We start from the raw sequence: 25,878 nt of genomic DNA, 5'->3' as shown, positions 1-25,878 counted from the left end.
CGGCACCTGGCTAGACTAGGGTGCATGGCATTTGCGGCAGAGCACCCGGTTATCGCGCATTCAGAGTTTCGCCCCGTCGGCGAGATCGAGCGGCGCGAAAAGCCCTTCGAGGTTATCTCCGACTATCAGCCGTCCGGTGACCAGCCCGCGGCGATCAAGGAGCTCGACGAGCGTCTCAACCGCGGTGAGAAGGACGTCGTCCTGCTCGGCGCGACGGGTACGGGTAAGTCTGCGACGGCGGCCTGGTTGATCGAAAAGCAGCAGCGTCCGACCCTCGTGATGGCGCCGAACAAGACGCTGGCGGCGCAGCTTGCCAACGAGTTGCGCCAGCTCCTGCCGAACAACGCGGTGGAGTACTTCGTCTCGTACTACGACTACTACCAGCCGGAGGCGTACATCGCGCAGACCGATACCTACATCGAGAAGGACTCGTCGATCAACGACGACGTTGAGCGCTTGCGGCACTCGGCGACCTCGGCGCTGCTGTCGCGCCGCGACGTGGTCGTGGTCGCCTCCGTGTCGTGTATTTACGGCCTCGGCACCCCGCAGTCCTACCTCGATCGCTCCATCGTGCTGCGCCAGGGCGAGGAGATCGAGCGCGATCGCTTCCTTCGCCTGCTTGTCGACGTCCAGTACGAACGCAACGACATCGACTTCAAGCGCGGCACGTTCCGCGTCAAGGGAGACACCGTCGACATCATCCCCGCGTACGAGGAAGTGGCGGTGCGCGTGGAGTTCTTCGGCGACGAGGTCGACGAGCTGTACTACATCCACCCGCTGACCGGCGAGGTGCTCAGTAGGGAAGAGGAGGTCCGCATCTTCCCCGCGACGCACTACGTCGCCACCGACGAACGCATGGAAAAGGCGATCGAGGCGATCAAGCTCGAGCTGGCGGGCCGGCTGGAGGACCTAGAGAACCGCGGCAAGCTGCTCGAGGCGCAGCGCCTGCGCATGCGCACGGAGTACGACCTGGAGATGATACAGCAGGTCGGGTTCTGCTCAGGCATCGAGAACTACTCGCGCCACATGGACGGGCGCCCGCCAGGTTCTGCGCCGGCGACGCTGATCGATTACTTCCCCGAGGACTTCCTCACCATTATCGACGAATCCCACGTCACCGTCCCGCAGATCGGCGGCATGTTCGAGGGCGACATGTCGCGGAAGCGCAACTTGGTGGAGTTCGGTTTCCGCCTGCCGAGTGCGGTGGATAACCGCCCGCTGAAGTTCGACGAGTTCGAGGCGCGGATGGGCCAGGTGGTCTACATGTCGGCCACGCCCGGGGACTACGAGCTCGAGGCCACCGGCGGCGAGTTCGTCGAGCAGGTGATCCGCCCGACCGGCCTGGTGGACCCGCAGGTGCACGTGCGCCCGACGAAGGGCCAGATCGACGACCTGATCGAGGAGATCCGCCAGCGCGTCAGCCGCGACGAGCGCGTGCTCGTGACCACCTTGACCAAGCGCATGGCGGAAGACCTCACGGACTACCTGCTCGACAACGGCATCAAGGTGCGCTACCTGCACTCGGATATTGATACCCTGCAGCGCGTGGAGCTGCTGCGCCAGCTGCGCCTCGGCGAGTACGACGTGCTCGTCGGCATCAACCTTCTGCGCGAGGGCCTCGACCTGCCGGAGGTGTCGCTGGTGGCCATCCTGGATGCAGACAAGGAGGGCTTCCTGCGCTCGACGAAGTCCCTGATCCAGACCATCGGCCGCGCGGCCCGCAACGTCTCCGGCGCCGTGATCATGTACGCCGACAAAGTCACCGACTCGATGCGCGACGCGATCGAGGAGACGGAGCGGCGCCGAGAGAAGCAGCTCGCCTACAACGCGGAGCACGGGATCGATCCGCAGCCGCTGCGCAAGAAGATCGCGGACATCCTCGACCAGGTCTACGAGAATGCCGATAGCGATCAGGCGTCTGGCGGCGAAGCCGCGGTCGTCGAGAAGCCCGATGTGAGTTCGATGACGTCCAAGGACGTGCAGAAGCTTATCGACGACCTGACCGCGCAAATGGGAGCCGCCGCGCGCGAGCTGAAGTTCGAGCTGGCCGGCCGGCTGCGCGACGAGATCGCGGAATTGCGCAAGGAACTGCGTGGTATGAAAGAAGTCGGAGTTTAGGAAAGGATTTATTGCAGATATGCACACGTATTCTTCTATCGCAGTCGGCACGGACGGCTCGGCGACATCGCTCATGGCGGTGCGCGCGGCCGCGAGCATGGCGCGGGTGTACGACGCCGACTTGACCGTCATCTGCGCGCATTACAGCGCGAACACCTCGCTGCTGAACTCCAGCAACGCCGAGCAGTCGAAGGTGGATATCGTCACCGACGACGACGCCGCTCGCATCCTAGGCATGGCCGAGGACATTGCCCGCGAGGAGCAGGCGCCGCGGATCAACTTGATGGCCAAGCCCGGAATGCCCGCAAACGTGCTTCTCGACGCAGTGCAGGAAACCGGCGCGGACCTGCTCGTCGTGGGCAACAAGGGGATGCGCACCCTGGCGGGCCGGATCTTTGGCAACATCCCCGGTGATGTGGCGAAGAAGGCCCCGGTCGACGTCGTGCTGGTGGACACCCGCGCGGAAGGCCACGACTAACCATGGAATCGATCAGCGCTCGCGACTACACAACCGTTGTCGTCGGAAGCGACGGCTCGAAATCCTCCCTGCTCGCGGTCGAGCGGGCGGCGCGCATCGCCGCTGCCTTCGACGCGGATCTCATCATCGCCACGGCCTACTACGCCTCTGATGAGGAGGCGGCCCGCACCCCGCGGATGGATTCGGTGACCATCCTGGGTGACGAGCAGGCCCGCGCAAACCTCGAAGAGGCCGAGGCCCATGCGCGCTCCGCCGGCGCGCAGCGGGTCCAGATCGCCACCCGCGCCGGCACCCCGGTGGAGGCACTCATGGGAGTCGTCAACGACTTTGACGCGGATCTGCTCATTGTGGGCAACAGGGGGATCAACACGCTGACCGGGAGGCTATTGGGCTCGGTGCCCGCCGACGTCGCCCGGCAGTCCGACTGTGACGTCATGATCGTCCACACCGTGAAGTAGCCCGCCCTCGACGTCGCCGATTACGGTCAGCGTCTGGGTCGCGCGGGTGACGGCAACGTACAGGTCCTGCCAGCCCTGCGGTGAGGCGTCGATAAGCTCCTGCGGCTCCACGACCGTCACGTGGTCGAACTCGAGGCCCTTGATCTCGGCGACGTTGTCGGCGGTGATCACGGCACTCGTGCGCCCGTCGCTTGGCGACGGGGGCTGTACCCCCGAAGGCAGCACACGCACCGGGTGACCGGTGGAGCGAATCGCGGTGGCCGGCTGCGCCTCCGGGTCGATCTCAGCCAGGATGCGGTCGGCGAGCACCATGATCTCCGCCGGGGTGCGGTAGTTCACGCTCAGCTCGTGGACCTTGAAGCGCGTGCCCACGAACGGCTCCAAGGTGGCCGCCCAGTCGTCGGTGCCGGAGGGAGCCGAGGTTTGGGCGGTGTCGCCGACCAAGGTCATCCAGCGCGACGGCGAGCGCCGAAACACCATCCGCCACTCCATGGGGGAGAGCTCCTGGGCCTCGTCGACGATCACGTGGCCGTACGCCCAGGTGTGGTCCTCGCGGGCGCGCTCGGCGGTGGAGCGCACGTCGGTGACGCGCTGGCGGCGCGCGAGGGTCTCGGCGTCGATGATGTCGTGCGCGGAGAGGATCTCGGCCTCGAACTGGTCGTCGTCGTTGTCCGTCGACGCCGAGGAGGACAGGATGTCGAGCGCGTCCTCCGCCTCGGCGACCTGGCGGCGCCACTCGTCCTCCTCCGCGCGGCGCGCCTCCTCCGGGTCGGGCACACCGATCAACTCCGCCAGCTCGTCCACCAGGGCGGTATCGGCGGGCGTGGTGGGGGAGCCGGGCGGGCGGTAGAGCGCCTCGCGGGTGTAGTCATCGTAGTCCGAGGCCACCTCTGCGATCGCCTCCCGGCTGGTCAGCAGCCCCTCGAGCACGGAGGTGGGCTCCAGGGCGGGGAAGTGGGCGTCGATAAGCGACTGCACCTGCGGTTCCTCGGCGAGGTCGTCGTGAAGCTGGTCGACGTCCGCGGCGCTGAGCAGGTTCACGCCGCCGAGCGGGTCCTCGCCGATGCGGTGGGCGAGCGCCTCCGCCAGAAGCTGCGTCAGGTGCTCAGCGAAGACGGGGCGTGCCGCGTTGTGGGGCTTGCGCGAGCGGCGCGCCCGGGTGCGGGCCGCCTTGATCATTGCGGGCGTGGCCTCGATGGTGACCGAGCCGATCCGCAGGGCCACCGGCTCGTCCGGCACCGTTTCCAGCCGCTGTACGGCGCGCTTGAGCACCGTCACCATCTCCGCCGAGCCCTTCACCTCCCGCGCGGCCGTGGACTCCCGGTGTGACTCGGGAGTGAAGCCGGGCACGAGCGTATCGACGGTCGACAGGACCACGCCGGTCTCGCCGAGCTCGGGCAGCACCCGGGAAATGTAGTCCAAAAACGTCGCGTTCGGGCCGACAATGAGCACGCCCGCGCGCGAGAGCTGCTCGCGCCACGTGTACAGCAGGTACGCCACGCGGTGAAGCGCCACGGCGGTCTTGCCCGTGCCCGGGCCGCCCTGGACGACGAGCACGCCGCGCGTGGCATCCCGGATGATCTCATCCTGCTCACGCTGGATCGTCTCGACGATCGAGCGCATCCTGCCGGTGCGCGCGGCGTTCATCGCGGCGCGCAGGGCGGCCTCGGAGCCGACGTCGGAAAGCCTGTCTGAGGCGCCCTCGCCGGAGAGCACCTCGTCGTCCACGGCGGTCACGGTGCGTCCCCGCATGCGGATTGTGCGCCGCGTCTCCACTCCTTCCGGGTGCGCCGTGGTGGCCAGGTAGTACGGCCGGGCCATCGGGGCGCGCCAGTCCAGCAGGAGGGTGCGGTAGTTGTCGGCGCGGTCCTCCATACCGATGCGTCCGATGTAGCGGCGGTCCAGCTCGGGCCTGCCCTCGACGGGGTTGTCGGCGTCGGAGTCTGCTATGTCGAGGCGGCCGAAGACGAGGCCCACCTCGGCCACGTTGAGGGTATCCAGCTTGGCGTTGAGCGCGTGATACTGCGTTTCGCGCCGCACCAGCGCGTCGGAGTCGGGGTTGTCCGGGTCGACGTCGGCCTGCACCTTATCGAGCTGGGCGCGCGCGGCGGCCACCTCGGCGTCGAGACGCGAAAAGAGCATGTCCGCGTAGGCCTGCTCCCGGTCAATCTCCGGCGATCCACTCAACCGCGGGCCTCCTTGGTGGGTCATAACGTCAATACAGAAAGCGCCATTCTACCAACGGCGAAACCCCGCCACCGGTGTGGTGACGGGGTGAGCGCTTGCGCTGACGGAAAGACTAGCCGAGCTTCTTCTGAGCTTGCTTCACGGCCTTCTCGGCGCGCTTCTGCAGCTGCTTGACGTTCTTCTCAGCCTTGCGCTTCTGGCGACGCGAGGGTGCCAGATCCAGATCGGAGAACGCGTCCTGCAGGTTGGACACGGCGTCCTGGGCGCGGTTCTGCACCTTGGAGGCCTTGCGCTTTGCCTTGACCTTGTCCAGAGCGGACGGGGAGAGGTCATCCAGGGTGGACTGCAGGGTGTCAGCGATGTTGTTTGCAGTGGACTTGACCTTGCGCTTCGCTACAAACTGCTCCAGCTTGTTCGGCTTCGCGTCCTGGTAGGCCTCCTGCGCCTGGGTGGTCGCGTCGTCGATGAAGCTCGACGCGGAGGACAGGAAGTTCGAGGTCTGCTTCTTTGCGTCTTCCGCGAGGTTGGACGCGGTCTTTGCCCAGTCGTCCTTGTTGTCGTCGACGTAGGAGGTGACCTGGTCGGTGGTCTCGGAGATCCAGTCGCCAGCCTTGCTCAGAGCCTTCTCGGACTCGGATTGGGTCGGCAGCGCCTGCTGGACGTTCTTCTTGGCCACGCGAGCGGCCTGCTTGGCGCGCCACTGCAGGCCCGGGTTACCGGCGGTGTCGACGGTGGCGAGGAGTATGCCGCCGAGCAGGGCGGCGTCGGAGATGGCGCCGCTACGGCGACGTGCCTTCTCATCCTCGTCGGTAGCCTCCCAGAACGCGTGGCGGCCCACAAGGGAAGGGATGGCGGTCACGGCGAGCAGGGTCGCCGCGGTGCGCGGTGCCTTGCCCAGCGCAAACAGGGAGCCAGCGCCAGCCTTGACGCCACCCACGATCTGCGCTGCGGTCTCCGGGGAAGACGGCAGGTACGCACGGTACGGGGCGGGGACGACGGAGCGGAGCTTGGTCAGCACGGACTCTGCGCTCTCGCGGTGAGCGGAGGGGTTAATGACGGTTTCGACGCCATCAATCACGTACACGGACGCGAGCATAGGGCGTGCAAGCTTGCGGATCATATAGACAAACCTTCTTCGTATTCGAATCTGTTTCTTGCTTGTCCCTTAATCTTAACGAAAAACAATTACCACCGTCGCCGCCACCACTCGTCAAGCGAGGCTCGCTCTTTGCCCAGGGTCGTCGGTTCACCGTGGCCAGGACGGACGATGGTGGCGTCGGGGTAGACGTCGAAAAGCTTGGTGGTCACTTCCTTAAACAGGCGCACGAACTCGCCCTCGCCCGCGGTCTTGCCCAAACCGCCCGGGAACAGGGAATCTCCGACGAAGGCGTTCGGGGTGCCGTCGATATCGACGACCACCGCCGCGCCGCCGGGGGTGTGGCCGCGCAGAATCATCGTGTTCAGGCGCTGGCCGGCGAACTCGATGGCGTCGTCGTCGCCCAGCTCCACGTCCACCGGCGCGGGCAGCGCGGGCGCGTCGAGGAACGACGCCCAGTGGCGCGCCCCGGTGCGCTCCAGGACCTCCGGCAGCGCGCGGGTGTGGTCCTTGTGGCGGTGGGTGGTCAGGACGTCAGTGATCTCCACGCCGGCCTCCTCGGCCAACCGGAAGATGGCGGGGGCGTCGGCGGCGGCGTCGATAAGCAAGCCCTTGCCCTCGCTGGCGATGAGGTAGACGTTGTTGTCCATGTCGGACACGGAAATCTGGTGAAGAGTAAACGTGGTGCTCATGTGGGCCAGCCTAGCTACTCGCTTAGCGGCTGGGGTGCAATCGCTGGTATGTTCGGGGGCTGTTGCTTACCCACTTGAACAGCGGAGGAATACACAAGGTGGCTGACCGTCTCACCGTGCGCGGCGCGCGCGAGCACAACCTCAAAGGCGTTGACCTTGACCTGCCGCGCGACAAGATGGTCGTGTTCACCGGGCTGTCGGGTTCGGGGAAGTCCTCGCTGGCTTTTGACACGATCTTTGCGGAGGGCCAGCGCCGTTACGTTGAATCGCTGTCCTCGTACGCGCGCATGTTCCTCGGTCAGATGGACAAGCCCGACGTCGACTACATCGATGGGCTCTCGCCGGCGGTGTCCATCGACCAGAAGTCCACGAACCGCAACCCGCGCTCCACCGTGGGCACCATCACCGAAATCTACGACTACCTGCGCCTGCTTTACGCGCGCGCCGGCACCCCGCATTGCCCCGTGTGCGATGCCGAGATCAGCCGCCAGACCCCGCAGCAGATCGTCGACCAGATCCTCGAGCACGAGGAGCGCACCAAGTTCCAGGTCCTCGCACCCATCGTACGCAAGCGCAAGGGCGAGTTCGTGGACCTGTTCGCGGACCTCGCCGCTCAGGGTTACGCACGCGTCACCGTCGACGGGGAGACGCATCAGCTCTCTGACCCGCCGAAGCTGGAGAAGCAGATCAAGCACACCATCGACGTCGTCGTCGACCGCCTGCAGGTCAAGGAGAGCCAGAAGCAGCGGCTGACCGACTCCGTGGAGACCGCGCTCAAGCTTGCCGATGGACTCGTCTCTGTCGAGTTCGTCGACCTCGACGAATCCGACCCCGAGCGCTACCGCATCTTCTCGGAGAAGATGGCCTGCCCGAACGGCCACAGCCTCGACGTCGAGGAGTACGAACCCCGCGCGTTTTCGTTCAACGCCCCCTTCGGTGCCTGCCCGGCGTGCGACGGCCTGGGCACCCGCAAGGAAATCGACATCGACCTCGTCGTCCCCGACCCGGACGCCCCGGCCGTCGACGCGTTCCAGCCCTGGAACTCGTCGCCGAACAAGGGCTACTTTGTCAAGCTCATCGAGGCGTTGGCGGGCGAGGAGGGGTTCGACGCGCACGCCCCGTTCTCCTCGCTGACGGCGACGCAGAAGAAGCACCTGATCCACGGCTCGTCGACAAAGGTCAGCGTCAAGTACAAGAACCGCTACGGCCGCCAGCGCGGGTTCACCGCCGCCTACGAGGGCGTGATCGGCTACCTCGAACGCAAGCTGGAGCAGGCCGAGTCGGAGCACCAGAAGGACCGGCTGCTCGCCTACACCCGCGAGATTCCCTGCCCAACCTGTAAGGGCGCGCGCCTGAAGCCGGAGATCCTGGCGGTTCGCCTTGCTTCGACCACCCACGGCGAGCTCTCCATCGCCGGCCTGACCGAGCTGTCCATTGAGGAGGCCTCCGAGTATCTGGATCACCTCGTGCTTGGCTACCGCGAGGAAATGATCGCCGGCGCGGTGCTGCGAGAGATCCAGGCGCGCCTGCGCTTCCTGCTCGACGTGGGCCTAAGCTACCTCACCCTGTCGCGCTCCGCCGGCACCCTGTCGGGCGGCGAAGCCCAGCGCATCCGCCTGGCAACCCAGATCGGCTCGGGGCTCGCGGGCGTGCTCTACGTCCTTGACGAGCCGTCGATTGGCCTGCACCAGCGCGACAACCTGCGCTTGATCCGCACGCTAAAGAAGCTGCGCGACCTGGGCAACACGCTGATCGTGGTCGAGCACGATGAGGACACCATCAACGAGGCCGACTGGCTTGTCGACGTCGGACCGCGCGCCGGTGAGTACGGCGGCGAGATTGTCTACCAGGGCGAGCCCGCCGGGATCCTGAAGGCGAAGAACTCCATCACCGGCGACTACCTGTCCAAGCGCAAGGAGATCGCGGTGCCGGCCGAGCGACGCCCGATTGATAAGTCGCGCATGCTCAAGGTCGTCGGCGCGCGCGAGAACAACCTGGACAACGTCAGCGTCAGCATTCCGCTGGGCGTCCTCGTCGCGGTGACCGGGGTGTCCGGATCGGGCAAGTCGACCCTGGTTAACCAGATCCTGGCGAAGACTCTGCAGAACCAGCTCAACGGCGCCCGCCAGGTGCCGGGTCGGGTAAAGAAGGTTGAGGGCATCGACCACCTGGACAAGCTGGTGCAGGTCGACCAGAGCCCGATTGGCCGCACCCCGCGCTCGAACCCGGCGACCTACACTGGTGTCTTCGACAAGATCCGCAACCTCTTCGCCGAAACCCAAGAGGCGAAGGTCCGCGGCTACAAGGCGGGCCGGTTCTCCTTCAACGTCAAGGGCGGGCGCTGCGAGGCGTGCCACGGCGACGGAACGATCAAGATCGAGATGAACTTCCTGCCGGACGTCTACGTCCCTTGTGAGGTGTGCGAGGGCGCGCGCTACAACCGCGAAACGCTCGAGGTGCGCTTCAAGGGCAAGAACATCGCAGAGGTGCTCGACATGCCCATCTCTGAGGGCGCCGAGTTCTTCGAGCCGATCACGTCCATCCACCGCTACTTGAGCACGCTTGTCGACGTCGGCCTGGGCTACGTCCGCCTCGGCCAAGCCGCCACCACGCTCTCCGGCGGTGAGGCGCAGCGCGTCAAGCTGGCCGCGGAGCTTCAGAAGCGTTCCAATGGCCGCACGATCTACATCCTCGACGAGCCCACCACGGGCCTGCACTTTGAGGACATCCGCAAACTCATGATGGTGCTGGGTGGCCTGGTGGACAAGGGCAACACGGTGCTTGTTATTGAGCACAACTTGGATGTGATCAAGTCCGCCGACTGGATTATCGACATGGGTCCGGAGGGCGGCTCGGGCGGCGGCAACGTCGTAGCCGAGGGCACCCCGGAGGACGTCGCGGCCGTCGAAGAGTCCTTTACCGGCCAATTCCTAGCGAACATTCTGGGCTCGTAGGGCGGCCACCCCCAAAGGGTGGAGACGAAAGTAGACGCCGCGTAACAAAGCTCCACGTTGCGCGGCTTTGGCCCGATCTACTTTCGTCCCAAGGCTCCTCTCAGTGCTTCCGCGGCAAGCCTCTTATTCGTACTCTTTGAAAAGTCTTATTCCGGCAACCAAAGGGCACTATGAATATCAAGGCAGCCATTATCGCGGTGCTGACCGCGGCCTCGGCCACAGTCGCGCTCGGGCCCGTCCCCGCATCCGCCGCTGATATCCCCCCGATGCCGCAGGGCTACCCGCAGTGGCACTACGGCGAGACCGCCCGTCGTTACCTGAGCGATGGTGTGCTTGAGTTTAAAAACACGACGAGCCAATCAGTGGATTACACGGCCGAGGTGGAGAGCGGAACCAACCACGTGATCTCGGCGAACTCTCGCGCGGAGCTGCCGTCGGGGTGGAGCACGACCGCCCGCTCCGACATCGGCTTGACCACCGACAATGGCTGGGTGCAGGGGGAGACGTTTGGCCCGATCAAACTCGCCCCGGGTGAAACCTTCCGTGTCGAGTTCGGCGTGCTGGAAAAAGACTATATCTCGATGATGGTCACCTGCCAGGGCGGGTTCTACCAGAACATGGCTGCCGAGGCACCGGTCCCGCAGAGCGGTACGCGTTTGCGCACATCATCCGCGCTGACGGCACCGTCGATCAGCAGGCACTGCAGGTTCCTGCCCGCGCACAGGGCGCCAACAGCAAGCCCATCGACAAGCCGTACAACACGATTACGGGGCCGAGCCTGGAGAAGATCGCCGACCCGCGCAACGACCGGGTGGTTAACCCCGTGACCACTCCGCAGCGCGACGCAAGCTGGCCCGCCTTCGGCTCGTGTTGCGACGCGGCGATTCCGCTGTGGTACCCGCACGAGTTGTCGGGGATCGCGCCGACGTTCCGTAAGCCCGGCTACTCCCAGGACTTCTTGAACTGGTCCGACGGCGAGTAGACGTACACCCCGATCGTGGATCACGTCGTCGGCGCCAAGTTCAACGGAGAGATGAACTACCGCGGCAACGGCGGCCGCCTGTCCGCCGGTTGGCTCGAGTCAGTCGGCGCCGTCCAGCGCGCGTACATGCCCGTCGGCACCGCCTTGAACCAGGTAGTCCTCCAGCCCGGCGAACGCGTGCGCGTTGAGTACGGCACCACGATGATGCGCGTGCAGTACTCGGAGTACTCGTGCGGGACCTCGGGAGCGAACCGCAAGTACGACCGGGTCGCTCAGAAGCCGGTGGCGACCGCGCCCGCTGGATTCTGGGCCGAGGCGACGATCACCTCACCCGATGGCAGCGTCCGCACTCAAGATGTCACCCCAAGCGAGTGGGCGCACCTGCGTGTTCCTACCCAAACCCTCTACTAACCAGTCACACCCTCTTAAGGAGCCCCCACACATGTCTATTTTCGCACGCGCCGCAGCGTCGGCAGTCGTCCTCGCGACAGCCGCTGGCATCACCGCTTCTCCCGCCAACGCCCTTCCTGTCCGCGACATGGGCACGGCCAACCCGACGACGATCGGCGCGGTCTGCGCGAACCCCGGCGACCGCGGCCAAACCATCCGCATCGACCGCACCTACTTTGATGCCTCCGCCGGTACGTGGACTGTATCCAACTACAACTCCACGCCGTTCCCGCTGACACGCACGATCACGGAGAAGAAGTCCAACGAGTGGAAGGTTTCCGCAGGCATCGACTTCCCGATTCTCGACCTGATCAAGATCTCGTTCTCCACCAGCTACTCCAAGTCCTCGTCCTACGAGGTCGGTGAGGTTGTCGGCCCGTACGACATCGCACCGGGCACCACCGCCGTCATGCGCGCCGGCTGGGTCGTCTCTGATTTCTCGGGAGAGAAGACTGTCTGCGGCCAGGACCGCACCTGGCACGGCACGGGCCAGACCTTCACGGCGACCCTGCCGGCTGAGCGCCCCGTCGAGATCAGCACCCGCGACAACATCCGGTTCAGCTAATGCGCCGCCGTCTCGCTTCCGCCATCACCGCGCTCACGGTCGCGCTAGCCGCCGCACCCGCCGCACACGCGGAGACCTCCGCGCCGGCGGAGTACATCCTGCCGCAGCGATGGAACGATGATTACAAGCCCGGAACTAGGTGCGCGACCCCAGGGCAGGGCGGGATCTACGTCACCGCGCAGCGGCGCTGGTTCGAACAGACCGACGCGGCGAGCGTGGCAAACCGCAACACCATCCCCGTGCCCGTCACGCACAAGGTCACCGAGGCGCGCACGTCCACCCTGGAGATTTCAGCGACGATCACCCCGAAAGGCGAGATCGAGCGCTACTTAGCGACGGCCTACGGGCTGAACTACGTGCGGGTTCAGCACTGGTCGGTCGGCCAGACTGTCGGCCCCTACGTGCTCGGTCCCGGCCGCCAGGGCAAGCTGGTCTGGGGTTTCATGATGCTCGATACTAACGCGCAAAACGTCCGTTGGGCCCGACCCCTGGAAAGTGGACACAGGGAATTGAACTTATGCGGTCAAGGTGAGTTTACCGCAGGTGCGGTTTTCGAACTCGAGGGGCGACAGATAATCGCACCATGAGTGTCTGCGCTTCTGGTTGTAGCGCACACACCACGCGAAGACGTCCCGTCTGGCGTGCAGCAGTGAGTCGAAGCATTTCCGGTTTTGCAGCACCTCGCGTTTCAATGTCGCGTTGAACGACTCCGCTAGCGCGTTGTCTGCGCTGGTTCCCACCGCTGCCATCGATTGGGTCACCCCTAGCATCGTGCATCGTGAGCTAAATGCCTTCGAGGTATAGACGGCAGGTTCAACCGGTGGTTGCAACACCGGCCTGTTTCAGGGATTGTAGTGCTTCACCGAAGACTTCGGCGGGGGTCTTCCAGCCGAGGGTCTTGCGGGGTCTGTTGTTGAGGGTGTGGGCCACCGCTTCGAGGTCGTCTGCGCTCCAGCGGGACAGGTCGGTGCCCTTGGGGAAGTACTGACGTAGCAGGCCGTTGGTGTTCTCGTTGGTGGGCCGTTGCCACGGGGAGTGCGGATCAGCGAAGAACACCTTGGTGCCAGTCTCAAGAGTGAACGCGGCATGTCCTGATAGTTCCTTGCCGCGGTCCCAGGTGATCGTCTTGCGTAACTGCTGGGGCAGGGTCGTGATCGCAGCGGCCAGAGCCGCGTTCATCGCGACTGCACCGTAGCCGCCCAGCGCGGGGCCGTTCTTAACCGGAGGGTGCTCGCCCCAGCCGTCGAGGCGGGGCAAGCGGACCAGGATCGTCGCGCGGCTGCGACGCTCGACCAAGGTCCCGATCGCAGAGCGGCCGGTCCCGATGACCAGGTCACCTTCCCAGTGTCCTGGAACAGCGCGATCAGCGGCTTCTGCGGGGCGTTGGCTGATCACGACCTCGGCGCCGACATGACCGCCGGGTTTGTTCCGGGAACGCTCACGGGGCTGTCGCAACGCCCTGCCCGTTCGCAGGCAAGCCACCAGCTCACGCTTCAGCGCGCCGCGGCCTTCGATGAACAACGCCTGGTAGATCGCCTCATGACTGATACGCATTGACTCATCATCAGGGAAATCCAGCTTCAAGCGGTGACTGATCTGCTCCGGGCTCCAACTGGTGGCCCACCGTCGATCTTGCCGACGAGGCTTGTTCAACCCCTTCCACGTCGGCGTGACCGGCCCTTCCACCGGCGTCCCGTCCGGGCCAGTGACCTTCCCAGAGAGTCTGTCCTGGACATAGTCGCGAAGCCGCAGGTTGGCCACCAGCTTCGCGGTCTTGGGTCGTTTCGCGGCCTCTTGGGCTTTCCATTGGGCCACCGTGGCGCGATACTCCAGCTTCCCGCTGCGGGTAGCAGCGTTGCGGCGCAACTCCCGACTGATCGTGCCCGGATCCCGCCCAAGGGTACGCGCGATCGACCGGACACCGCGTCCCTGAGCACGCAAGATCGCGATCTCCTCTCGCTCCTCGAAACTGAGATAACGACCAGTTGGCTCCGTCAACGTCAGCGGTGGCATACCGCCAGCGTGACGGAACCACCGTGATCCGACCGGCACCGACACCCCCACCGCCAGCGCTGCCTCCGCTGTCGTGACCCCGGCCGCGATCAGGCGCCAGAATTGTCGCTGCACCGCCCTCGATGGCTGCGGTCTGCCCGGAGAGCGCATTGCTGGCCGCAACGCCCGGTCCGCGCGCCACTGCCGCCGCATCCCCTCCGGGACCTCGCTGGTCTTCATGCTCCAGTCCTTGGTCGCCATCCTTGAACACCTTTCTCACCTCAAGGTGTTGCGACGACCAGTTGAATCCGCCGACACTGCCGTGATCTGAATGAAAAATCGCTCCTTTCAGACTGCCTCGGGCGCGCTGTGCTGAGTCCAGCGCATCGATAACCAGATCGACGCGCATGTGGTCAGCAATAGAAAATCCCACCAGCCTGCGGGAATAACAATCGATCACGGTGGCAAGATACATATTGCCGCCACCGGATACCGGCAGGTAGGTAATGTCGCCGACGAGCACGCGATTCGGCGCCGGGGCATGAAACTGCCTGCAAACAAGATCTGGAAAGACACCACGGCCAGCATCTGCCACGGTGGTGCGCACGCGACGTTTCTTCTCGAACCCCTGGATGCCCATAGTCTTCATGATGCGTGCAACGCGTTTGTGATTGACCACCGCATGCGCCCCCGAATCAGGATCGTTCAACGCCGCGGCGATGCGCTTAGCTCCGTAGAGTCCGTGTTCCTCACGGAACACAGTGCGGATACGAGCACCGACAACAGCATCGTCAAGAACCTTCTGGCGGCGCGCGGCCTGTGTGTTTTTCCACTTGTAATAGGAAGATCGCCGCACCTTCAGCACGTGGCACATCCGCTTGACCGGATACTCGGTGCGATGGTCCCGGATGAACTTGAAGCGGATCACAAGCCCATCTCTTTCGCAAAATACTGCGCCGCCTTGCGAAGGATGTCTCGCTCTTCTTGAACAAGCCGGTTCTGCTTCTCGAGTTGTCGGATCCGCTCTAAATCCGATGATGTCCGGGCTCGAGCTGCAGCATCAATCGCGCGGGCTTTTTTGCCCGTGCCATAGCGCTTGACCCAGGCAGCGAGACTGCCACGGTTAACACCGAGATCATGAGCAACCGAATTAAGAGACACACCGTCTGTGTCTTCATACATCGCGACCGCGTCGCGCTTGAACTCCTCAGTATAGGACTTACGAGGCATGAACTGAGACTACCCTCCTCCGGCTGTCAACCGGGGCTAGCCTATGTCCACCAACAAGGGGTCAGGTCCGTTGTTCGGAAGACCAGCAGTGGGTGGCTGAAGGCAAGCCGTACTCGGCGACCATCCCGGAGTCGCGCTACTCCGAGCTGCGCGAGGACGAAGCACCCGTCTTCGGCTAAGCGAAAGCAAAGGGGGCGCTCCGGCACCATGCCGGAGCGCCCTCTTTCATTTGTGCAGTGGAAAACTAGTACTCGGCGTTGAGCACCTTGACAACGAGATTGAGCCTCGAGGTCGCACCGAACTGGTCCATGATGTTGGAGACGTACTTTTTGATTGTGGATTCCGAGTACGCGAGATCCTGGGCGATCTCCGAGTTGGACATGCCCTGGCACAGCAGGACGAGCACCTTGCGCTCCGACTTGCTCAGGGACTGCAGCTTCATCGCCTCGCTGATCGGGTCAACGTAGGTGTCGGTGTTCTAATCGTCTTTCAGGTGCGTCGCCAGCCTGGTCATCGCCTGCGGCGAGACCACCATGCCGCCGTCGGTGGCAGCGCGGACGGCGTCGATAAGCACCTGCGGCTTTTCGCTCTTGAGCACGTAGCCGGCACCGCCGAGACGGATGATGCGCATCATCGTCCGGTCCGAATCGAACGCCGTCACGGTTATGAAGATGGGGCGGCTGTCGAGCTTGTTGATGTTTTCAAACAGCGTCGGGCCGTCCATCGTTGGCATGTGAATATCTGCCAAAATTACGTCAACGTCGTGCTCGCGAAGGCGGGCGAGGGCTTCCTCGCCGTTCGATGCCTCTGCGACCACGACGATGTCGTCAGTGCTGTTGAAGTAGTGACGAAACGAGCTCAGGACGAGCGGGTTGTCATCTACGAGCAGGATGTGGATTGGCTCAGTCATGCTGTGAGAGCATAAACGCTTAGCACCACGGGCGGGTCGGGTAGTACTTGCAGGAAAAGATGTCAGTAATCGCGGAGTATGTGGTGTAGGTGGACCCGCCCGCAGTAACTGCTTGAGCAGCGGGAGTTGCGACGATACCGGTCAGAGCCGTGATCGAGAGTGCGGTGGCGGCGAGGGAGGCTGCGAAACGACGCTTAATAGCGGTTCCTTTCAATCGGTGATGAACACATTGTATCTTGGCCCATCTTCAGTACTTTCGGGGGTCCCCGACGCAAATTGGGTACTAAAGTACCTACCCTTTCGGGTTTAGCGTCGCAAGGAATGCTCGGGCACCGTGAACTCCGCGACCCATTGGTCGCCAACCCGGCTCGCTTTGAAAGTCCCGTTGTGGCGGGCGACGAGTGCGCGCGACTCTCGTAGGCCGAGACGAGACGACATGTGAGATGGGCCCCTGCCGGGACGCATGGAATTCGCCATGCTGCAGCTCAGGGTCGTCGCAGTCTTGCGGATCTTCAGCTCGATGACGGAGCCCGGTTCGGCGTATTTAATGGCGTTCGTGGAAAGCTCAGTGAATACCTGCTCGAAGCCAGGGGGGAAAGACCATCGGCACGCCTTCGCCGCCTCGGCTCCTTCGACTTTGAAGCCGTGGCTTTCCAGCAGGCGGGTGGTCACGGGGACCTGCTCGCCGATAGTGCGGTTCAACGGTGCGGGGGAGACGCCATCGTCCTCCTTCATGAAGTGCAGCAGGTGGCGTACATCCTGCATCGCCTGGCGGGTTTCATCGGCGATGTTTTCCGCGGTTTCACGGGCATCGTCGTTGCCCGAGGAGGTCAGCGCGAGCGTCTCAGCGCGCATCACCACAGACGTCAGAGTCGTCGCCACCGAGTCGTGGAGCGCTTGGGCGAGGCGTTCGCGGCGCTCCTCCATGTCGTCACGGAGACGCTGTTGGTTCGCGGCGTGCTGTAGGCGTAATCGGCGAAGATAGATTCCGCCCCACCAGCCCGCTGCTAGAGCGACGAAAAATATCGCCACACCAGTGAAGTCATGGGGCACCCACCGGCCTGTGAAGGGGCTGGTTGCGCTAATGTACCCAATCGCAATCGCGAACGCCGCAGCCGCTCTAGGCCTGCCGACCATGGCAACTAGAGATACCAAAAACGGGGCCGAAAGGATCATGGTAAGACTGCGAACCTCTTCAGCTGCGGAAATAAAGATGAAGAGGCCGATCATGATAATTCCCGAAGCGATAGGCCAACGCTGAGCGGAAGCCAGGAGGGCTACCGCAGTGAGGTTCACCGCCAGCTGCTGCCACGTCATAGGGGTAACGGCCAGGGTGAGAACAATCGCGAGGACGCCGAGGGCGGCGATTTTCCAGTTCACGTTCTTGGAGCTCGAAACAGGAGAATCTTGCACTCGCAGTAGCGTAGCCGTTAGCCGTGCAATAGTCAGATTTGGTTGATTGCACCCACGGGTGATAAGGTGGCGTGCACTACCGCTTGGGGTCACATTTATGTGGTTCCCGAGCCGCAAGTGGAGTCACTCCCACCCCAGGCCGCCGGTCAACCGGTTGGTAAAGGGTAAAGCGTAGCGCAGCGATCTATCACTGTGCTGTGTGGAAGAGCTCCCGCACCACCTCATCTAGGTGGCGCGGGTTTTTTCGTGTGGGGGAGACGCATGCCACTGGTGGTTCGGTAGCGATCAACATTGTTTCTAGGACTTAGGAGTTCTCATCAGCGCTGACACTCGTATCAATGAACGCATCCGCGTTCCCGAAGTTCGCCTCGTCGGTCCCTCCGGCGAGCAGGTTGGCATTGTCCGTACGGACGACGCCCGCAAGCTGGCTTACGAAGCAGACCTCGATCTTGTCGAAGTGGCTCCCAGCGCGAAGCCGCCGGTGTGCAAGATCATGGACTACGGCAAGTTTAAGTACGAGCAGGATCAAAAGGCCCGCGAGGCCCGGAAGAACCAGCAGCAGACGGTGGTCAAGGAGCAGAAGTTCCGACCGAAGATCGATGAGCACGACTACCTGACTAAGAAGGCCAATGTTGAGCGCTTCCTGGAGAAGGGCAACAAGGTCAAGGTCACCATCATGTTCCGCGGCCGCGAGCAGTCGCGACCGGAGCTCGGCTACCGCCTCCTCGAGCGTCTCGCAGACGACATCGGCGAGCTCGGTGTAGTGGAGTCCCGTCCGAAGCAGGACGGCCGCAACATGACGATGGTCTTCGGGCCCTCCCGCAAGGCTAAGAAGTAGATAATTCGTTTTCGACTCGAAGGGCTTTCACAATGAAGCAGAAGACCCACAAGGGCACCGCCAAGCGCATCAAGATCTCCGGTTCCGGCAAGCTGCGCCGCGAGCAGGCCGGTAAGCGCCACCTTAACGAGGGCCTATCCTCGAAGCGCCGCCGCAAGCTGTCCGGCACCACCGACGTCGCCCCGGCTGACGTCAAGCGCATGAAGCGCCTCCTCGGCAAGGCGTAAGTCACCTGCCACTCACGTAGAACCAGAACTTTTTCACAGATAAGACAAGGAAGTATTGATTCATGGCACGTGTCAAGCGCTCAGTTAACGCCAAGAAGAAGCGCCGCGCGATTCTCAAGTCGGCCAAGGGCTACCGCGGCCAGCGTTCCCGCCTGTACCGCAAGGCGAAGGAGCAGTGGCTGCACTCCCAGACCTACGCTTACCGCGACCGCCGCAAGCGCAAGAGCGAGTTCCGCAAGCTGTGGATCCAGCGCATCAACGCTGCAGCCCGCATGAACGACATCACCTACAACCGCCTCATCCACGGTCTGAAGCTGGCTGAGGTTGAGGTCGACCGCAAGATCCTCGCCGATCTCGCCGTCAACGACTTCGCTACCTTCTCCGCCATCTGCGAGGTCGCGAAGAACGCCCTCCCGGAGGACGTTAACGCTCCGGTCAACGCCGCGTAAGAGCATTTCGCTTAAACGACGCCCGCCCGGCGCCTTCCCTTCAACAGGAACGCGCCGCGGCGGGTTTCGTGCTGTGTCGGCTTCTGTACTGTTAATGCCCATGGCACTCGACTTCACTCAGGCTTTTACGGAACGCACCCCGCGCGTCGTCAACGCGGCGAAGCTGCACCGCGCGGCGGCGCGCAAGAAGGCGGGGCGCTTCATCGTCGAGGGAGCGAACTCGGTGGAGGCGGCCGTGGCCACGGGCGCAGCGACGGACGTGTTTGTCACCGAGTCCGCGGCCGTGGAGTTCGCGGAGATCCTCACCACAGCGGAGTACATGGACGTTTACGCGCACGCGATTACCGACGCGGCTGCCCGCCACCTGGCGGACACCGTCAGCACGACGGGTATCTTCGCGGTGTGCACGCCGGTGCTGTGGTCCGTCGGCAAGGCTCTGCGCGGCGGCCCGCGGCTGGTCGCGGTGTGCGTGGAAACCAACGACCCGGGAAACGCCGGGACGCTGATCCGCATTGCGGACGTGTGCGGCGCGGACGCAGTGATCTTCGCCGGCGATACCGTCGACCCCGAGTCAAGCAAGGCGGTTCGCGCCTCGGCTGGGTCGATTTTCCACTTGCCTGTCGCGCGCGAGCGCAACGTCTCGGACGTCATCGGCCAGCTGCGCGCGGCCGGTCTGAGTCTCGCGGCGACAACAATGGGCGGTGAGGTCAGCCTCGACGACGCCCAGGAGGTTGTGGCGCAACCGACGGCCTGGCTGTTCGGCAACGAGGCCCACGGATTGCCGCAGGAGCTTATCGACGCCGCCGACCACCGCGTCTCCATCCCCATCCGCGGCCACGCCGAGTCGCTGAACATCGCGACCGCCGCGGCGATGTGCATGTGGGAGTCCTCGAAGGCGTTGTCGGGACCGCAGGTAAGCTAAACAACGGTTTTAGCCGTCGACCTAAGAAGGGACGAGTGTGTCCGCCAATCCTGAGTCTGTAGACCTGTCCGAGAACTCGCTGAACGCCGCCGCCGACGCTGCGATCGCCGCCTTTGAGCAGGCGAGCGACCTCGCGACGCTGGAGGAGGCGCACCGCGCGCACCTAGGTGAGCAGGCGTTTATTCCGCAGGCCCGCCGCGCGCTAGGGCAGCTGCCGAAGGACCAGCGCAAAGACACGGGCCGGCTGGTCAACATGGCTCGTGGGCGCGTCGAAATGGCGTATGCGCAGGTGCGTGAGGTGTGCGAGGCGGAGTACCGCGAGCAGCGCCTGAAGGACGAGAAGGTCGATGTCACGGTGTCCACGACGCGCCACCAGACCGGCGCGATGCACCCGATCACCGCCCTGTCCGAGCACATCGCCGACATCTTCCTCGGGATGGGCTGGGAGGTTGCCGAGGGCCCGGAGGTCGAGGCGGAGTACTTCAACTTCGACGCGCTGAACTTCATCCCGGACCACCCCGCGCGTACGCTGCAGGACACCTTCTACATCGGCACTGAGGGCTCGCGCCAGGTGCTGCGCACCCACACCTCGCCAGTACAGGTCCGCACCCTTTTGGAGCGCGACGTTCCCGTCTACATCGCGTGCCCGGGCCGGGTGTTCCGCACCGACGAGCTCGACGCGACCCACACCCCGGTCTTCCACCAGGTCGAGGGCCTCGCCGTGGACAAGGGCCTGACCATGGCCCACCTGCGCGGCACCCTCGACCACCTGGCGAAGGTGCTCTTCGGCCCGGAAGCGAAGACGCGCATGCGCACGAACTACTTCCCGTTCACCGAGCCCTCGGCCGAGGTGGACGTCTGGTTCGCCAACAAGAAGGGCGGTGCCGGATGGATCGAGTGGGGCGGTTGCGGCATGGTCAACCCGAACGTGCTGCGCGCAGTCGGCATCGACCCGCAGGAGTATTCCGGTTTCGCGTTCGGCATGGGGCTGGAGCGCACGCTGCAGTTCCGCAACGGGCTCTCGGACATGCGCGACATGGTCGAGGGCGATGTCCGTTTCACCCTGCCGTTCGGCGTGCAGGCGTAGAAGGTAACCGAAGACAGCGAAGAAAAGACGAACGAGGAGCAGACAATGCTGATTTCCCAACAGTGGATTACCACGCTTCTGCGCGCCGCCGGAAACGACAACTGGTCGGTGTCGCCCGAGGAACTCGACGCCGGCTTCGTGCGGGTCGGTTTTGAAACGGAGGGCTTCGAGCCGCTGCCGGAGACGACCGGGCCGCTCGTCATTGGCCGCGTTCTGGAGATCGAGGAGCTCGAGGGCTTCAAGAAGCCGATCCGCTACTGCCAGGTCGACGTCGGTGAGGCGAACGGCACCGGCGAGCCGCAGGGCATCGTCTGCGGCGCGCGCAACTTTAGCGAGGGCGACCTCGTTGTGGTGTCGCTGCCGGGAGCCGTCCTGCCGGGAGGGTTCGCGATTGCCGCGCGCGAGACCTACGGCAAGATCTCCAATGGCATGATGGCCTCGGAAGCCGAGCTCGGGTTCACGGCGAAGAGCGACGGCATCATCGTGCTGGAAGAGGGCGCGGCGCGCCCGGGCGAGGACGCGCGCGATGTCCTTGGCGGGCCCGATACCGTCTTCGAGGTCAATATCACCCCGGACCGCGGTTACGCCCTGTCCGCGCGCGGCCTGACCCGCGAGGTGGCGGCCGCGTTCGACCTGGCCTACCGCGATATCGCCACCGACCCGGCGGTTGCGGGGATCGATCTCTCACGCGTTCCCGCCCCCACCGGCGCGCTGATCGACATCACGCTCGAAGAGTCAACCAAGGCCCAGCGGTTCGGCCTGCGCAAGGTTGAGGGCATTGACCCGAAGGCTCAGGCGCCGTTCTGGCTCAAGCGCATCCTCATGCTGTCCGGCGTGCGTTCCGTTAACGCCGCGACGGATGTAACCAACTACGTCATGCTGCTGCTCGGCCAGCCGATGCACGCGTTCGACGCCGACAAGGTCGCCGGCAACCTCCGCGTGCACAACGCGAGCGGCGGCGAGACCTTCGAGACTCTCGATCACGCGAAGCGCACCCTGACCCCGAACGACGTGGTCATCTCCGACGACAACGGCATCCAGTCGCTCGCCGCGATCATGGGCGGCACGACCTCCGAGATCTCGGATAGGACCACTAACGTCTACTTCGAGGCCGCCACGTGGGACGCGCTGACGGTCGCGCGCTCGGCACGCCACCACAAGTTGAGCTCGGAAGCTTCTCGACGCTTCGAGCGCGGCGTCGACCCCGCCCTGGTCGAGGTCGCCCTCGATGTGGCGTGCGCTCTCTTGGTGGAGTTTGCTGGTGGTGAGGTCGTCGACAAGCGAACGCTCGTGGGCGATGTGCAGGAGCGCCCGGCGATTGAGATGGAGGTCTCGCGCCCGGGTGCGATCATCGGCGTTGACTACTCGCGCGCCACGGTCGTGCGCCGCCTCGAGGAGGTCGGCTGCCGCGTCGAGGGCGACGGCGAGACGCTGACCGTGTATCCGCCGACGTGGCGCACCGACTTGAGCGTGCCGGTGGATTTGATTGAGGAGATCGTCAGGCTCGAGGGGCTCGACGAGATCCCGCTGATCCTTCCCGCCCCGCGCGGTGGCCGCGGGTTGTCACCGCTGCAGCGCCGCCGCCGCGCCGTCACGCACGCCCTGGCGTATTCGGGCTACGTGGAGGTCATCCCGACGCCGTTCATTGCCAACGACACGTTCGACGTGTGGGGGCTGGCGGCTGATGATGAGCGTCGCAAAGCGGTGCGCGTGCAAAACCCGTTGGATAAGGACTATGGGCTCATCGGCACGACGGTGTTGCCGTCGATGCTGGAGGCGGTCGGGCGCAACGTCGCGCGCGGCCGGCGCGACCTGGCGCTGTACTCGGTGGCGCAGGTCGCGGTAGAGCGAGCGGAGTCCTCGCCGATGCCGAGCGTGTTGGCGCGGCCGAGCGAGGAGACGATTCGCGAGCTCGTCGACTCTCTGCCGAAGCAGCACCTGCACGCCGCGACGGTGGCGGCGGGGCAGTGGGAGCACGCGGGTCCCTTAGGCGCTGGCCGCGACTACACGTGGGCCGACGCCATTGAGTCCGCCCGCGTCGTGGCCCGCGCCGCCGGGGTCGATCTGCGCGTGGAGGCCGCGGCCGAGCTGCCGTGGCACCCGGGCCGCTGCGCTGCGCTGAAGGTTGGGGACGTCACCGTCGGCTTTGCCGGTGAGCTGCACCCGGAGATCCTCGAGGCGCTCGAGCTGCCGGCGCGGACGTGCGCGATGGAGATTGACCTGGCAGCCCTGCCGCTCGATGAGGTGCTGCCGGCGCCCGTGCTGTCGTCTTTCCCGGCGTTGAACCAGGACATCGCGCTCGTCGTAGATGATGGCGTGGCGGCCGAGGATGTGCGCCGCGCGGTCGAAGAGGGTGCGGGCGAGCTTGTGGAAAGCGTGAAGCTTTTCGACGTCTACCGCTCGGAGCACCTCGGCGAGGGCAAGAAGTCGCTCGCGTTCGGTTTGGTGTTCCGCGCCCCTGATCGCACGTTGACCGAAGATGAGGCCTCGCAGGCGCGGCTCGCGGCGGCGGGTGTCGCGCAGCAGAGGTTCGGCGCGCAGATGCGTGTATAATTTGCTGCCGAGCGCATATTTTGCTATTCTGCGTCTATGACACACAGAGTAGCAGTGGCAGGTGCCACGGGATACGCCGGAGGGGAAATCCTCCGGCTTCTTCTCAACCATCCCGCCTACCACAACGGTGAATTCGAGATTGGCGCGCTGACCGCCAATAGTAACTCGGGTCAGAAGGTCTCGGCGCTCATGCCCAACCTGCCCTCCTTGGCGGATCGCATGATCATGAAGACCACGCCGGACAACCTCGAAGGCCATGACGTTGTCTTCCTCGCCCTGCCGCACGGCTACTCCGCCGAAATTGCAACGCAGTTGCCGGAGGACACGCTCGTGCTCGACTGCGCGGCTGACTTCCGGCTGACCAACGAAGCCGATTGGGTGAAGTACTACGGCAACGACCACGCCGGGAGCTGGCCCTACGGCATCCCGGAGATCCCGGGCCGTCGCGAGCTTCTCGCAGGTACGCGCCGCGTCGCAGTGCCCGGCTGCTTTCCCACGGGGGCTACGCTGGGCGCCCTTCCCGCGATCGCCCGCGGGCTGGTTGAACCGGACTTAAGCATCGTGTCCATCACCGGTGTGTCCGGTGCGGGCAAGAAGGCCGCGGTGTCCCTGCTGGGCTCTGAAACCATGGGCTCGCTCAAGGCGTACAACACCGCGGGTCGGCACCGCCACACCCCGGAGATCGCCCAGAACATCCGGGAGGTCACGGGTGAAGACGTGCGGGTGAGCTTCACCCCGGTGCTCGCACCGCTGCCGCGCGGAATCCTCACCACTATTACGGCGCCGCTGCGCGAGGGCGTGACCACGGAGTCCGCCCACGAGGCGTTTACGGAGTTCTACGCCGACGAGCAGTTCGTCTGGGTTCTGCCGGCCGGGATCCAGCCGCAGACCCAGAACGTCGTAGGCACCAACATGTGTCACATCCAAGTTGAGGTGGACGAGGCAGCCGGCAAGCTGCTGATCACCTCGGCGATCGACAACCTGACCAAGGGCACTGCTGGCGCCGCCGTGCAGTGCATGAACATCGCGCTGGGGTGGGACGAGGCAGCCGGGCTGCCAACCGCTGCTGTCGCGCCCTAACGAAAGAAACGACCCCCACCATGACAACTACGGGAATAACCACCCCGCGCGGTTTTCGCGCCACGGCCACCACGGCCGGCATCAAGGCGTCGGGCAAGCCCGACATGGCACTGGTGATCAACGAGGGCCCCGAGTTCGGCGCTGCAGCCGTGTTCACGCGCAACCGCGTCGTCGCCTCGCCTGTGAAGGTCTCGCGCGAGGCCGTGGCCGACGGCATGCTCAAGGCCGTTGTGTTCAACTCCGGCAACGCTAACGCGTGCAACGGGCCGCAGGGCGACCGTGACGCCAGGGAAGAGGCCGAGCTGGTGGGCCGTGCGCTCGGCATCGACGCGGCCGACGTCGCGGTGTGCTCCACCGGACTGATCGGCGACCTTCTCCCGATGGACAAGATTCGCGCCGGCATCGAGCAGCTCGCCGCGCACGCGGAGACCGGTGGCCTCGACGGGGGACCGGCCGCCGCCGAGGCGATCATGACCACGGATACGGTTTCGAAGCAGGCCGTCGCTGAGCGCGACGGGTGGTCCGTCGGGGCGATGGGCAAAGGGGTGGGCATGATGGCCCCCTCGCTCGCCACGATGCTGGTGTGCGTGACCACGGATGCGTCGGCAAGCTCGCAGGCCCTCGCCGACTCCTTGAAGAAGGCCTCCAAGGTCACCTTCGACACCCTCGATATCGACGGGTCGACCTCCACCAACGACACCGTGATCGTGCTCGCCTCAGGCGCCAGCGGGATCACCCCCAGCCAGGAGGAGCTCGACGCCGCGGTGCTCGAAGTATGCGAGTCCATCGCCGCGCAGATGCAGGCCGACGCCGAGGGCGTGACCAAGCGAGTCACCATCACGGTCGAGGGCACCACCAGCGACGAGCAGGCGCTCAACGCCGCGCGCACGCTGGGCCGGGACAACCTGTTCAAGTGCGCCATGTTCGGCTCCGACCCGAACTGGGGCCGCGTCCTCGCCGCCGTGGGAATGGCGGAGGCCGATATGGATCCGGAGCGCATCTCCGTCTACTTCAACTCGCAGGCGGTGTGCGTCGACTCCACGGGTGCGCAAGGGGCGCGCGAGGTGGATCTTTCCGGCCCTGACGTCGACGTGCGCGTTGACCTGGGCACCGGCGGGCCCGGCACCGCGACCGTGCGCACGACGGACCTGTCGCACGCCTACGTCGAAATCAACTCCGCATACAGCACCTAAGAGG

General features: G+C 64.8%; 25 protein-coding genes and 2 pseudogenes. 17 read left to right on the top strand and 10 right to left on the bottom strand.

Annotated features, from left to right (window positions below; genetic code table 11):
* The first annotated feature begins 24 nt into the window (after nt 1-24).
* The 3 genes from uvrB to E3227_RS09790 are packed head-to-tail and all read left to right on the top strand — an operon-like array spanning nt 25 to nt 3,054.
* A complete protein-coding gene (uvrB, locus tag E3227_RS09800) occupies nt 25-2,118 on the top strand; it encodes an excinuclease ABC subunit UvrB (protein WP_136651278.1) in 2,094 nt (697 codons plus the stop codon).
* A 19-nt stretch (nt 2,119-2,137) separates the two neighbouring features.
* Entirely contained in the window at nt 2,138-2,596 is a 459-nt protein-coding gene (locus E3227_RS09795; protein WP_144318323.1) for a universal stress protein, read from the top strand.
* A gap of 2 nt (nt 2,597-2,598) precedes the next feature.
* A complete protein-coding gene (locus tag E3227_RS09790; protein ID WP_144318322.1) occupies nt 2,599-3,054 on the top strand; it encodes a universal stress protein in 456 nt (151 codons plus the stop codon).
* Here the strand turns inward: E3227_RS09790 and E3227_RS09785 are convergent.
* From E3227_RS09785 to E3227_RS09775, 3 genes are all read right to left on the bottom strand, one after another.
* Nucleotides 2,980-5,265: a HelD family protein gene (locus tag E3227_RS09785; protein ID WP_144318321.1), complete on the bottom strand. Its 2,286-nt coding sequence runs from the start codon at nt 5,263-5,265 to the stop codon at nt 2,980-2,982. The two genes, E3227_RS09790 and E3227_RS09785, sit on opposite strands and share 75 nt — an antisense overlap.
* Before the next feature lie 88 nt (nt 5,266-5,353).
* Entirely contained in the window at nt 5,354-6,325 is a 972-nt protein-coding gene (locus E3227_RS09780; RefSeq protein ID WP_246062676.1) for a DoxX family protein, read from the bottom strand.
* 101 nt (nt 6,326-6,426) lie between these two features.
* Nucleotides 6,427-7,029 carry an MBL fold metallo-hydrolase gene (locus E3227_RS09775; RefSeq protein WP_136651273.1) on the bottom strand — a complete coding sequence of 201 codons (603 nt, stop codon included), beginning with the start codon at nt 7,027-7,029 and terminating at the stop codon, nt 6,427-6,429.
* A gap of 98 nt (nt 7,030-7,127) precedes the next feature.
* Here E3227_RS09775 and uvrA point away from each other — a divergent pair, with 98 nt between their 5' ends.
* From uvrA to E3227_RS09755, 6 genes are all read left to right on the top strand, one after another.
* On the top strand, nt 7,128-9,983 hold the full coding sequence (gene uvrA / locus E3227_RS09770; RefSeq protein WP_136651272.1) for an excinuclease ABC subunit UvrA: 2,856 nt from the start codon (nt 7,128-7,130) through the stop codon (nt 9,981-9,983).
* Between the two features lie 170 nt (nt 9,984-10,153).
* Complete coding sequence (locus E3227_RS11865; RefSeq protein WP_311197385.1) at nt 10,154-10,810, top strand: hypothetical protein; 657 nt, start codon at nt 10,154-10,156, stop codon at nt 10,808-10,810.
* Complete coding sequence (locus E3227_RS11860; protein ID WP_259811705.1) at nt 10,807-10,965, top strand: hypothetical protein; 159 nt, start codon at nt 10,807-10,809, stop codon at nt 10,963-10,965. The genes E3227_RS11865 and E3227_RS11860 overlap by 4 nt, the downstream gene beginning before the upstream one ends.
* 15 nt (nt 10,966-10,980) lie before the next feature.
* Entirely contained in the window at nt 10,981-11,376 is a 396-nt protein-coding gene (locus E3227_RS11855) for a hypothetical protein (protein ID WP_311197384.1), read from the top strand.
* A gap of 31 nt (nt 11,377-11,407) precedes the next feature.
* Nucleotides 11,408-11,980 carry a hypothetical protein gene (locus tag E3227_RS09760; RefSeq protein ID WP_136651271.1) on the top strand — a complete coding sequence of 191 codons (573 nt, stop codon included), beginning with the start codon at nt 11,408-11,410 and terminating at the stop codon, nt 11,978-11,980.
* Nucleotides 11,980-12,567 (top strand): hypothetical protein, encoded by a 588-nt coding sequence (locus E3227_RS09755; RefSeq protein ID WP_211346227.1) that lies wholly within the window; start codon nt 11,980-11,982, stop codon nt 12,565-12,567. The genes E3227_RS09760 and E3227_RS09755 overlap by 1 nt, the downstream gene beginning before the upstream one ends.
* Here the strand turns inward: E3227_RS09755 and E3227_RS09750 are convergent.
* The 7 genes and pseudogenes from E3227_RS09750 to E3227_RS09720 form a co-directional block, all read right to left on the bottom strand.
* Nucleotides 12,496-12,789 (bottom strand): annotated as a pseudogene (locus E3227_RS09750) (integrase core domain-containing protein); the annotation flags it as partial. The gene E3227_RS09755 and the pseudogene E3227_RS09750 overlap by 72 nt on opposite strands.
* A gap of 4 nt (nt 12,790-12,793) precedes the next feature.
* Nucleotides 12,794-14,212, bottom strand: coding sequence for an IS30 family transposase (locus E3227_RS09745; RefSeq protein WP_136653470.1), 1,419 nt, complete (start codon nt 14,210-14,212; stop codon nt 12,794-12,796).
* Nucleotides 14,213-14,285: 73 nt separating this feature from the next.
* Nucleotides 14,286-15,202, bottom strand: a pseudogene (locus E3227_RS11745) (IS3 family transposase); the annotation flags it as partial.
* A 244-nt stretch (nt 15,203-15,446) separates the two neighbouring features.
* Entirely contained in the window at nt 15,447-15,644 is a 198-nt protein-coding gene (locus E3227_RS11850; RefSeq protein ID WP_311197388.1) for a response regulator transcription factor, read from the bottom strand.
* A 36-nt stretch (nt 15,645-15,680) separates the two neighbouring features.
* Nucleotides 15,681-16,112 carry a response regulator gene (locus E3227_RS11845; protein WP_311197389.1) on the bottom strand — a complete coding sequence of 144 codons (432 nt, stop codon included), beginning with the start codon at nt 16,110-16,112 and terminating at the stop codon, nt 15,681-15,683.
* Between the two features lie 19 nt (nt 16,113-16,131).
* Nucleotides 16,132-16,326, bottom strand: coding sequence for a hypothetical protein (locus E3227_RS09725; RefSeq protein ID WP_144318319.1), 195 nt, complete (start codon nt 16,324-16,326; stop codon nt 16,132-16,134).
* 92 nt (nt 16,327-16,418) lie between these two features.
* Entirely contained in the window at nt 16,419-17,525 is a 1,107-nt protein-coding gene (locus tag E3227_RS09720) for a sensor histidine kinase (protein WP_246062675.1), read from the bottom strand.
* 316 nt (nt 17,526-17,841) lie between these two features.
* Between E3227_RS09720 and infC the strand changes: the two genes are divergently transcribed.
* The 8 genes from infC to argJ all read left to right on the top strand — a co-directional run bounded on the left by infC (nt 17,842) and on the right by argJ (nt 25,874).
* Entirely contained in the window at nt 17,842-18,363 is a 522-nt protein-coding gene (infC, locus tag E3227_RS09715) for a translation initiation factor IF-3 (RefSeq protein ID WP_144318318.1), read from the top strand.
* Between the two features lie 32 nt (nt 18,364-18,395).
* On the top strand, nt 18,396-18,590 hold the full coding sequence (gene rpmI, locus E3227_RS09710) for a 50S ribosomal protein L35 (protein ID WP_006840931.1): 195 nt from the start codon (nt 18,396-18,398) through the stop codon (nt 18,588-18,590).
* 62 nt (nt 18,591-18,652) lie between these two features.
* The gene (rplT, locus tag E3227_RS09705; protein ID WP_136651818.1) at nt 18,653-19,039 is read left to right on the top strand and encodes a 50S ribosomal protein L20; all 387 of its coding nucleotides are present in this window, start codon (nt 18,653-18,655) and stop codon (nt 19,037-19,039) included.
* A gap of 100 nt (nt 19,040-19,139) precedes the next feature.
* On the top strand, nt 19,140-19,961 hold the full coding sequence (locus E3227_RS09700) for a TrmH family RNA methyltransferase (protein ID WP_144318317.1): 822 nt from the start codon (nt 19,140-19,142) through the stop codon (nt 19,959-19,961).
* A 37-nt stretch (nt 19,962-19,998) separates the two neighbouring features.
* On the top strand, nt 19,999-21,048 hold the full coding sequence (gene pheS, locus E3227_RS09695) for a phenylalanine--tRNA ligase subunit alpha (RefSeq protein WP_144318316.1): 1,050 nt from the start codon (nt 19,999-20,001) through the stop codon (nt 21,046-21,048).
* Nucleotides 21,049-21,093: 45 nt separating this feature from the next.
* The gene (pheT, locus tag E3227_RS09690; protein ID WP_144318315.1) at nt 21,094-23,601 is read left to right on the top strand and encodes a phenylalanine--tRNA ligase subunit beta; all 2,508 of its coding nucleotides are present in this window, start codon (nt 21,094-21,096) and stop codon (nt 23,599-23,601) included.
* Nucleotides 23,602-23,637: 36 nt separating this feature from the next.
* A complete protein-coding gene (argC, locus tag E3227_RS09685) occupies nt 23,638-24,681 on the top strand; it encodes an N-acetyl-gamma-glutamyl-phosphate reductase (protein ID WP_144318314.1) in 1,044 nt (347 codons plus the stop codon).
* Nucleotides 24,682-24,701: 20 nt separating this feature from the next.
* Nucleotides 24,702-25,874 (top strand): bifunctional glutamate N-acetyltransferase/amino-acid acetyltransferase ArgJ, encoded by a 1,173-nt coding sequence (argJ, locus tag E3227_RS09680; protein WP_144318313.1) that lies wholly within the window; start codon nt 24,702-24,704, stop codon nt 25,872-25,874.
* Nucleotides 25,875-25,878: the final 4 nt, after the last annotated feature.

The sequence above is a fragment of the Corynebacterium sanguinis genome, assembly GCF_007641235.1.
Classification (GTDB): domain Bacteria; phylum Actinomycetota; class Actinomycetes; order Mycobacteriales; family Mycobacteriaceae; genus Corynebacterium; species Corynebacterium sanguinis.
The sequence above is the reverse complement of the archived record's forward strand: the minus strand, read 5'-3'. Positions and strand labels throughout refer to the sequence as shown.

Excerpts from the sequence above, each read along its gene's own strand:
- E3227_RS09785 (WP_144318321.1), bottom strand. The coding sequence starts at position 5,265 with ATGACCCACCAAGGAGGCCCGCGGTTGAGTGGATCGCCGGAGATTGAC.
- rplT (WP_136651818.1), top strand. The coding sequence starts at position 18,653 with ATGGCACGTGTCAAGCGCTCAGTTAACGCCAAGAAGAAGCGCCGCGCG.
- E3227_RS11850 (WP_311197388.1), bottom strand. The coding sequence starts at position 15,644 with ATGAAGCTGCAGTCCCTGAGCAAGTCGGAGCGCAAGGTGCTCGTCCTG.
- rpmI (WP_006840931.1), top strand. The coding sequence starts at position 18,396 with ATGAAGCAGAAGACCCACAAGGGCACCGCCAAGCGCATCAAGATCTCC.
- pheT (WP_144318315.1), top strand. The coding sequence starts at position 21,094 with ATGCTGATTTCCCAACAGTGGATTACCACGCTTCTGCGCGCCGCCGGA.
- argC (WP_144318314.1), top strand. The coding sequence starts at position 23,638 with ATGACACACAGAGTAGCAGTGGCAGGTGCCACGGGATACGCCGGAGGG.
- E3227_RS09760 (WP_136651271.1), top strand. The coding sequence starts at position 11,408 with ATGTCTATTTTCGCACGCGCCGCAGCGTCGGCAGTCGTCCTCGCGACA.
- uvrB (WP_136651278.1), top strand. The coding sequence starts at position 25 with ATGGCATTTGCGGCAGAGCACCCGGTTATCGCGCATTCAGAGTTTCGC.
- argJ (WP_144318313.1), top strand. The coding sequence starts at position 24,702 with ATGACAACTACGGGAATAACCACCCCGCGCGGTTTTCGCGCCACGGCC.
- E3227_RS09700 (WP_144318317.1), top strand. The coding sequence starts at position 19,140 with ATGGCACTCGACTTCACTCAGGCTTTTACGGAACGCACCCCGCGCGTC.
- E3227_RS09745 (WP_136653470.1), bottom strand. The coding sequence starts at position 14,212 with ATGAAGACCAGCGAGGTCCCGGAGGGGATGCGGCGGCAGTGGCGCGCG.
- E3227_RS11845 (WP_311197389.1), bottom strand. The coding sequence starts at position 16,112 with ATGACTGAGCCAATCCACATCCTGCTCGTAGATGACAACCCGCTCGTC.
- E3227_RS09775 (WP_136651273.1), bottom strand. The coding sequence starts at position 7,029 with ATGAGCACCACGTTTACTCTTCACCAGATTTCCGTGTCCGACATGGAC.
- E3227_RS09755 (WP_211346227.1), top strand. The coding sequence starts at position 11,980 with ATGCGCCGCCGTCTCGCTTCCGCCATCACCGCGCTCACGGTCGCGCTA.
- E3227_RS09795 (WP_144318323.1), top strand. The coding sequence starts at position 2,138 with ATGCACACGTATTCTTCTATCGCAGTCGGCACGGACGGCTCGGCGACA.
- E3227_RS09790 (WP_144318322.1), top strand. The coding sequence starts at position 2,599 with ATGGAATCGATCAGCGCTCGCGACTACACAACCGTTGTCGTCGGAAGC.
- E3227_RS11865 (WP_311197385.1), top strand. The coding sequence starts at position 10,154 with ATGAATATCAAGGCAGCCATTATCGCGGTGCTGACCGCGGCCTCGGCC.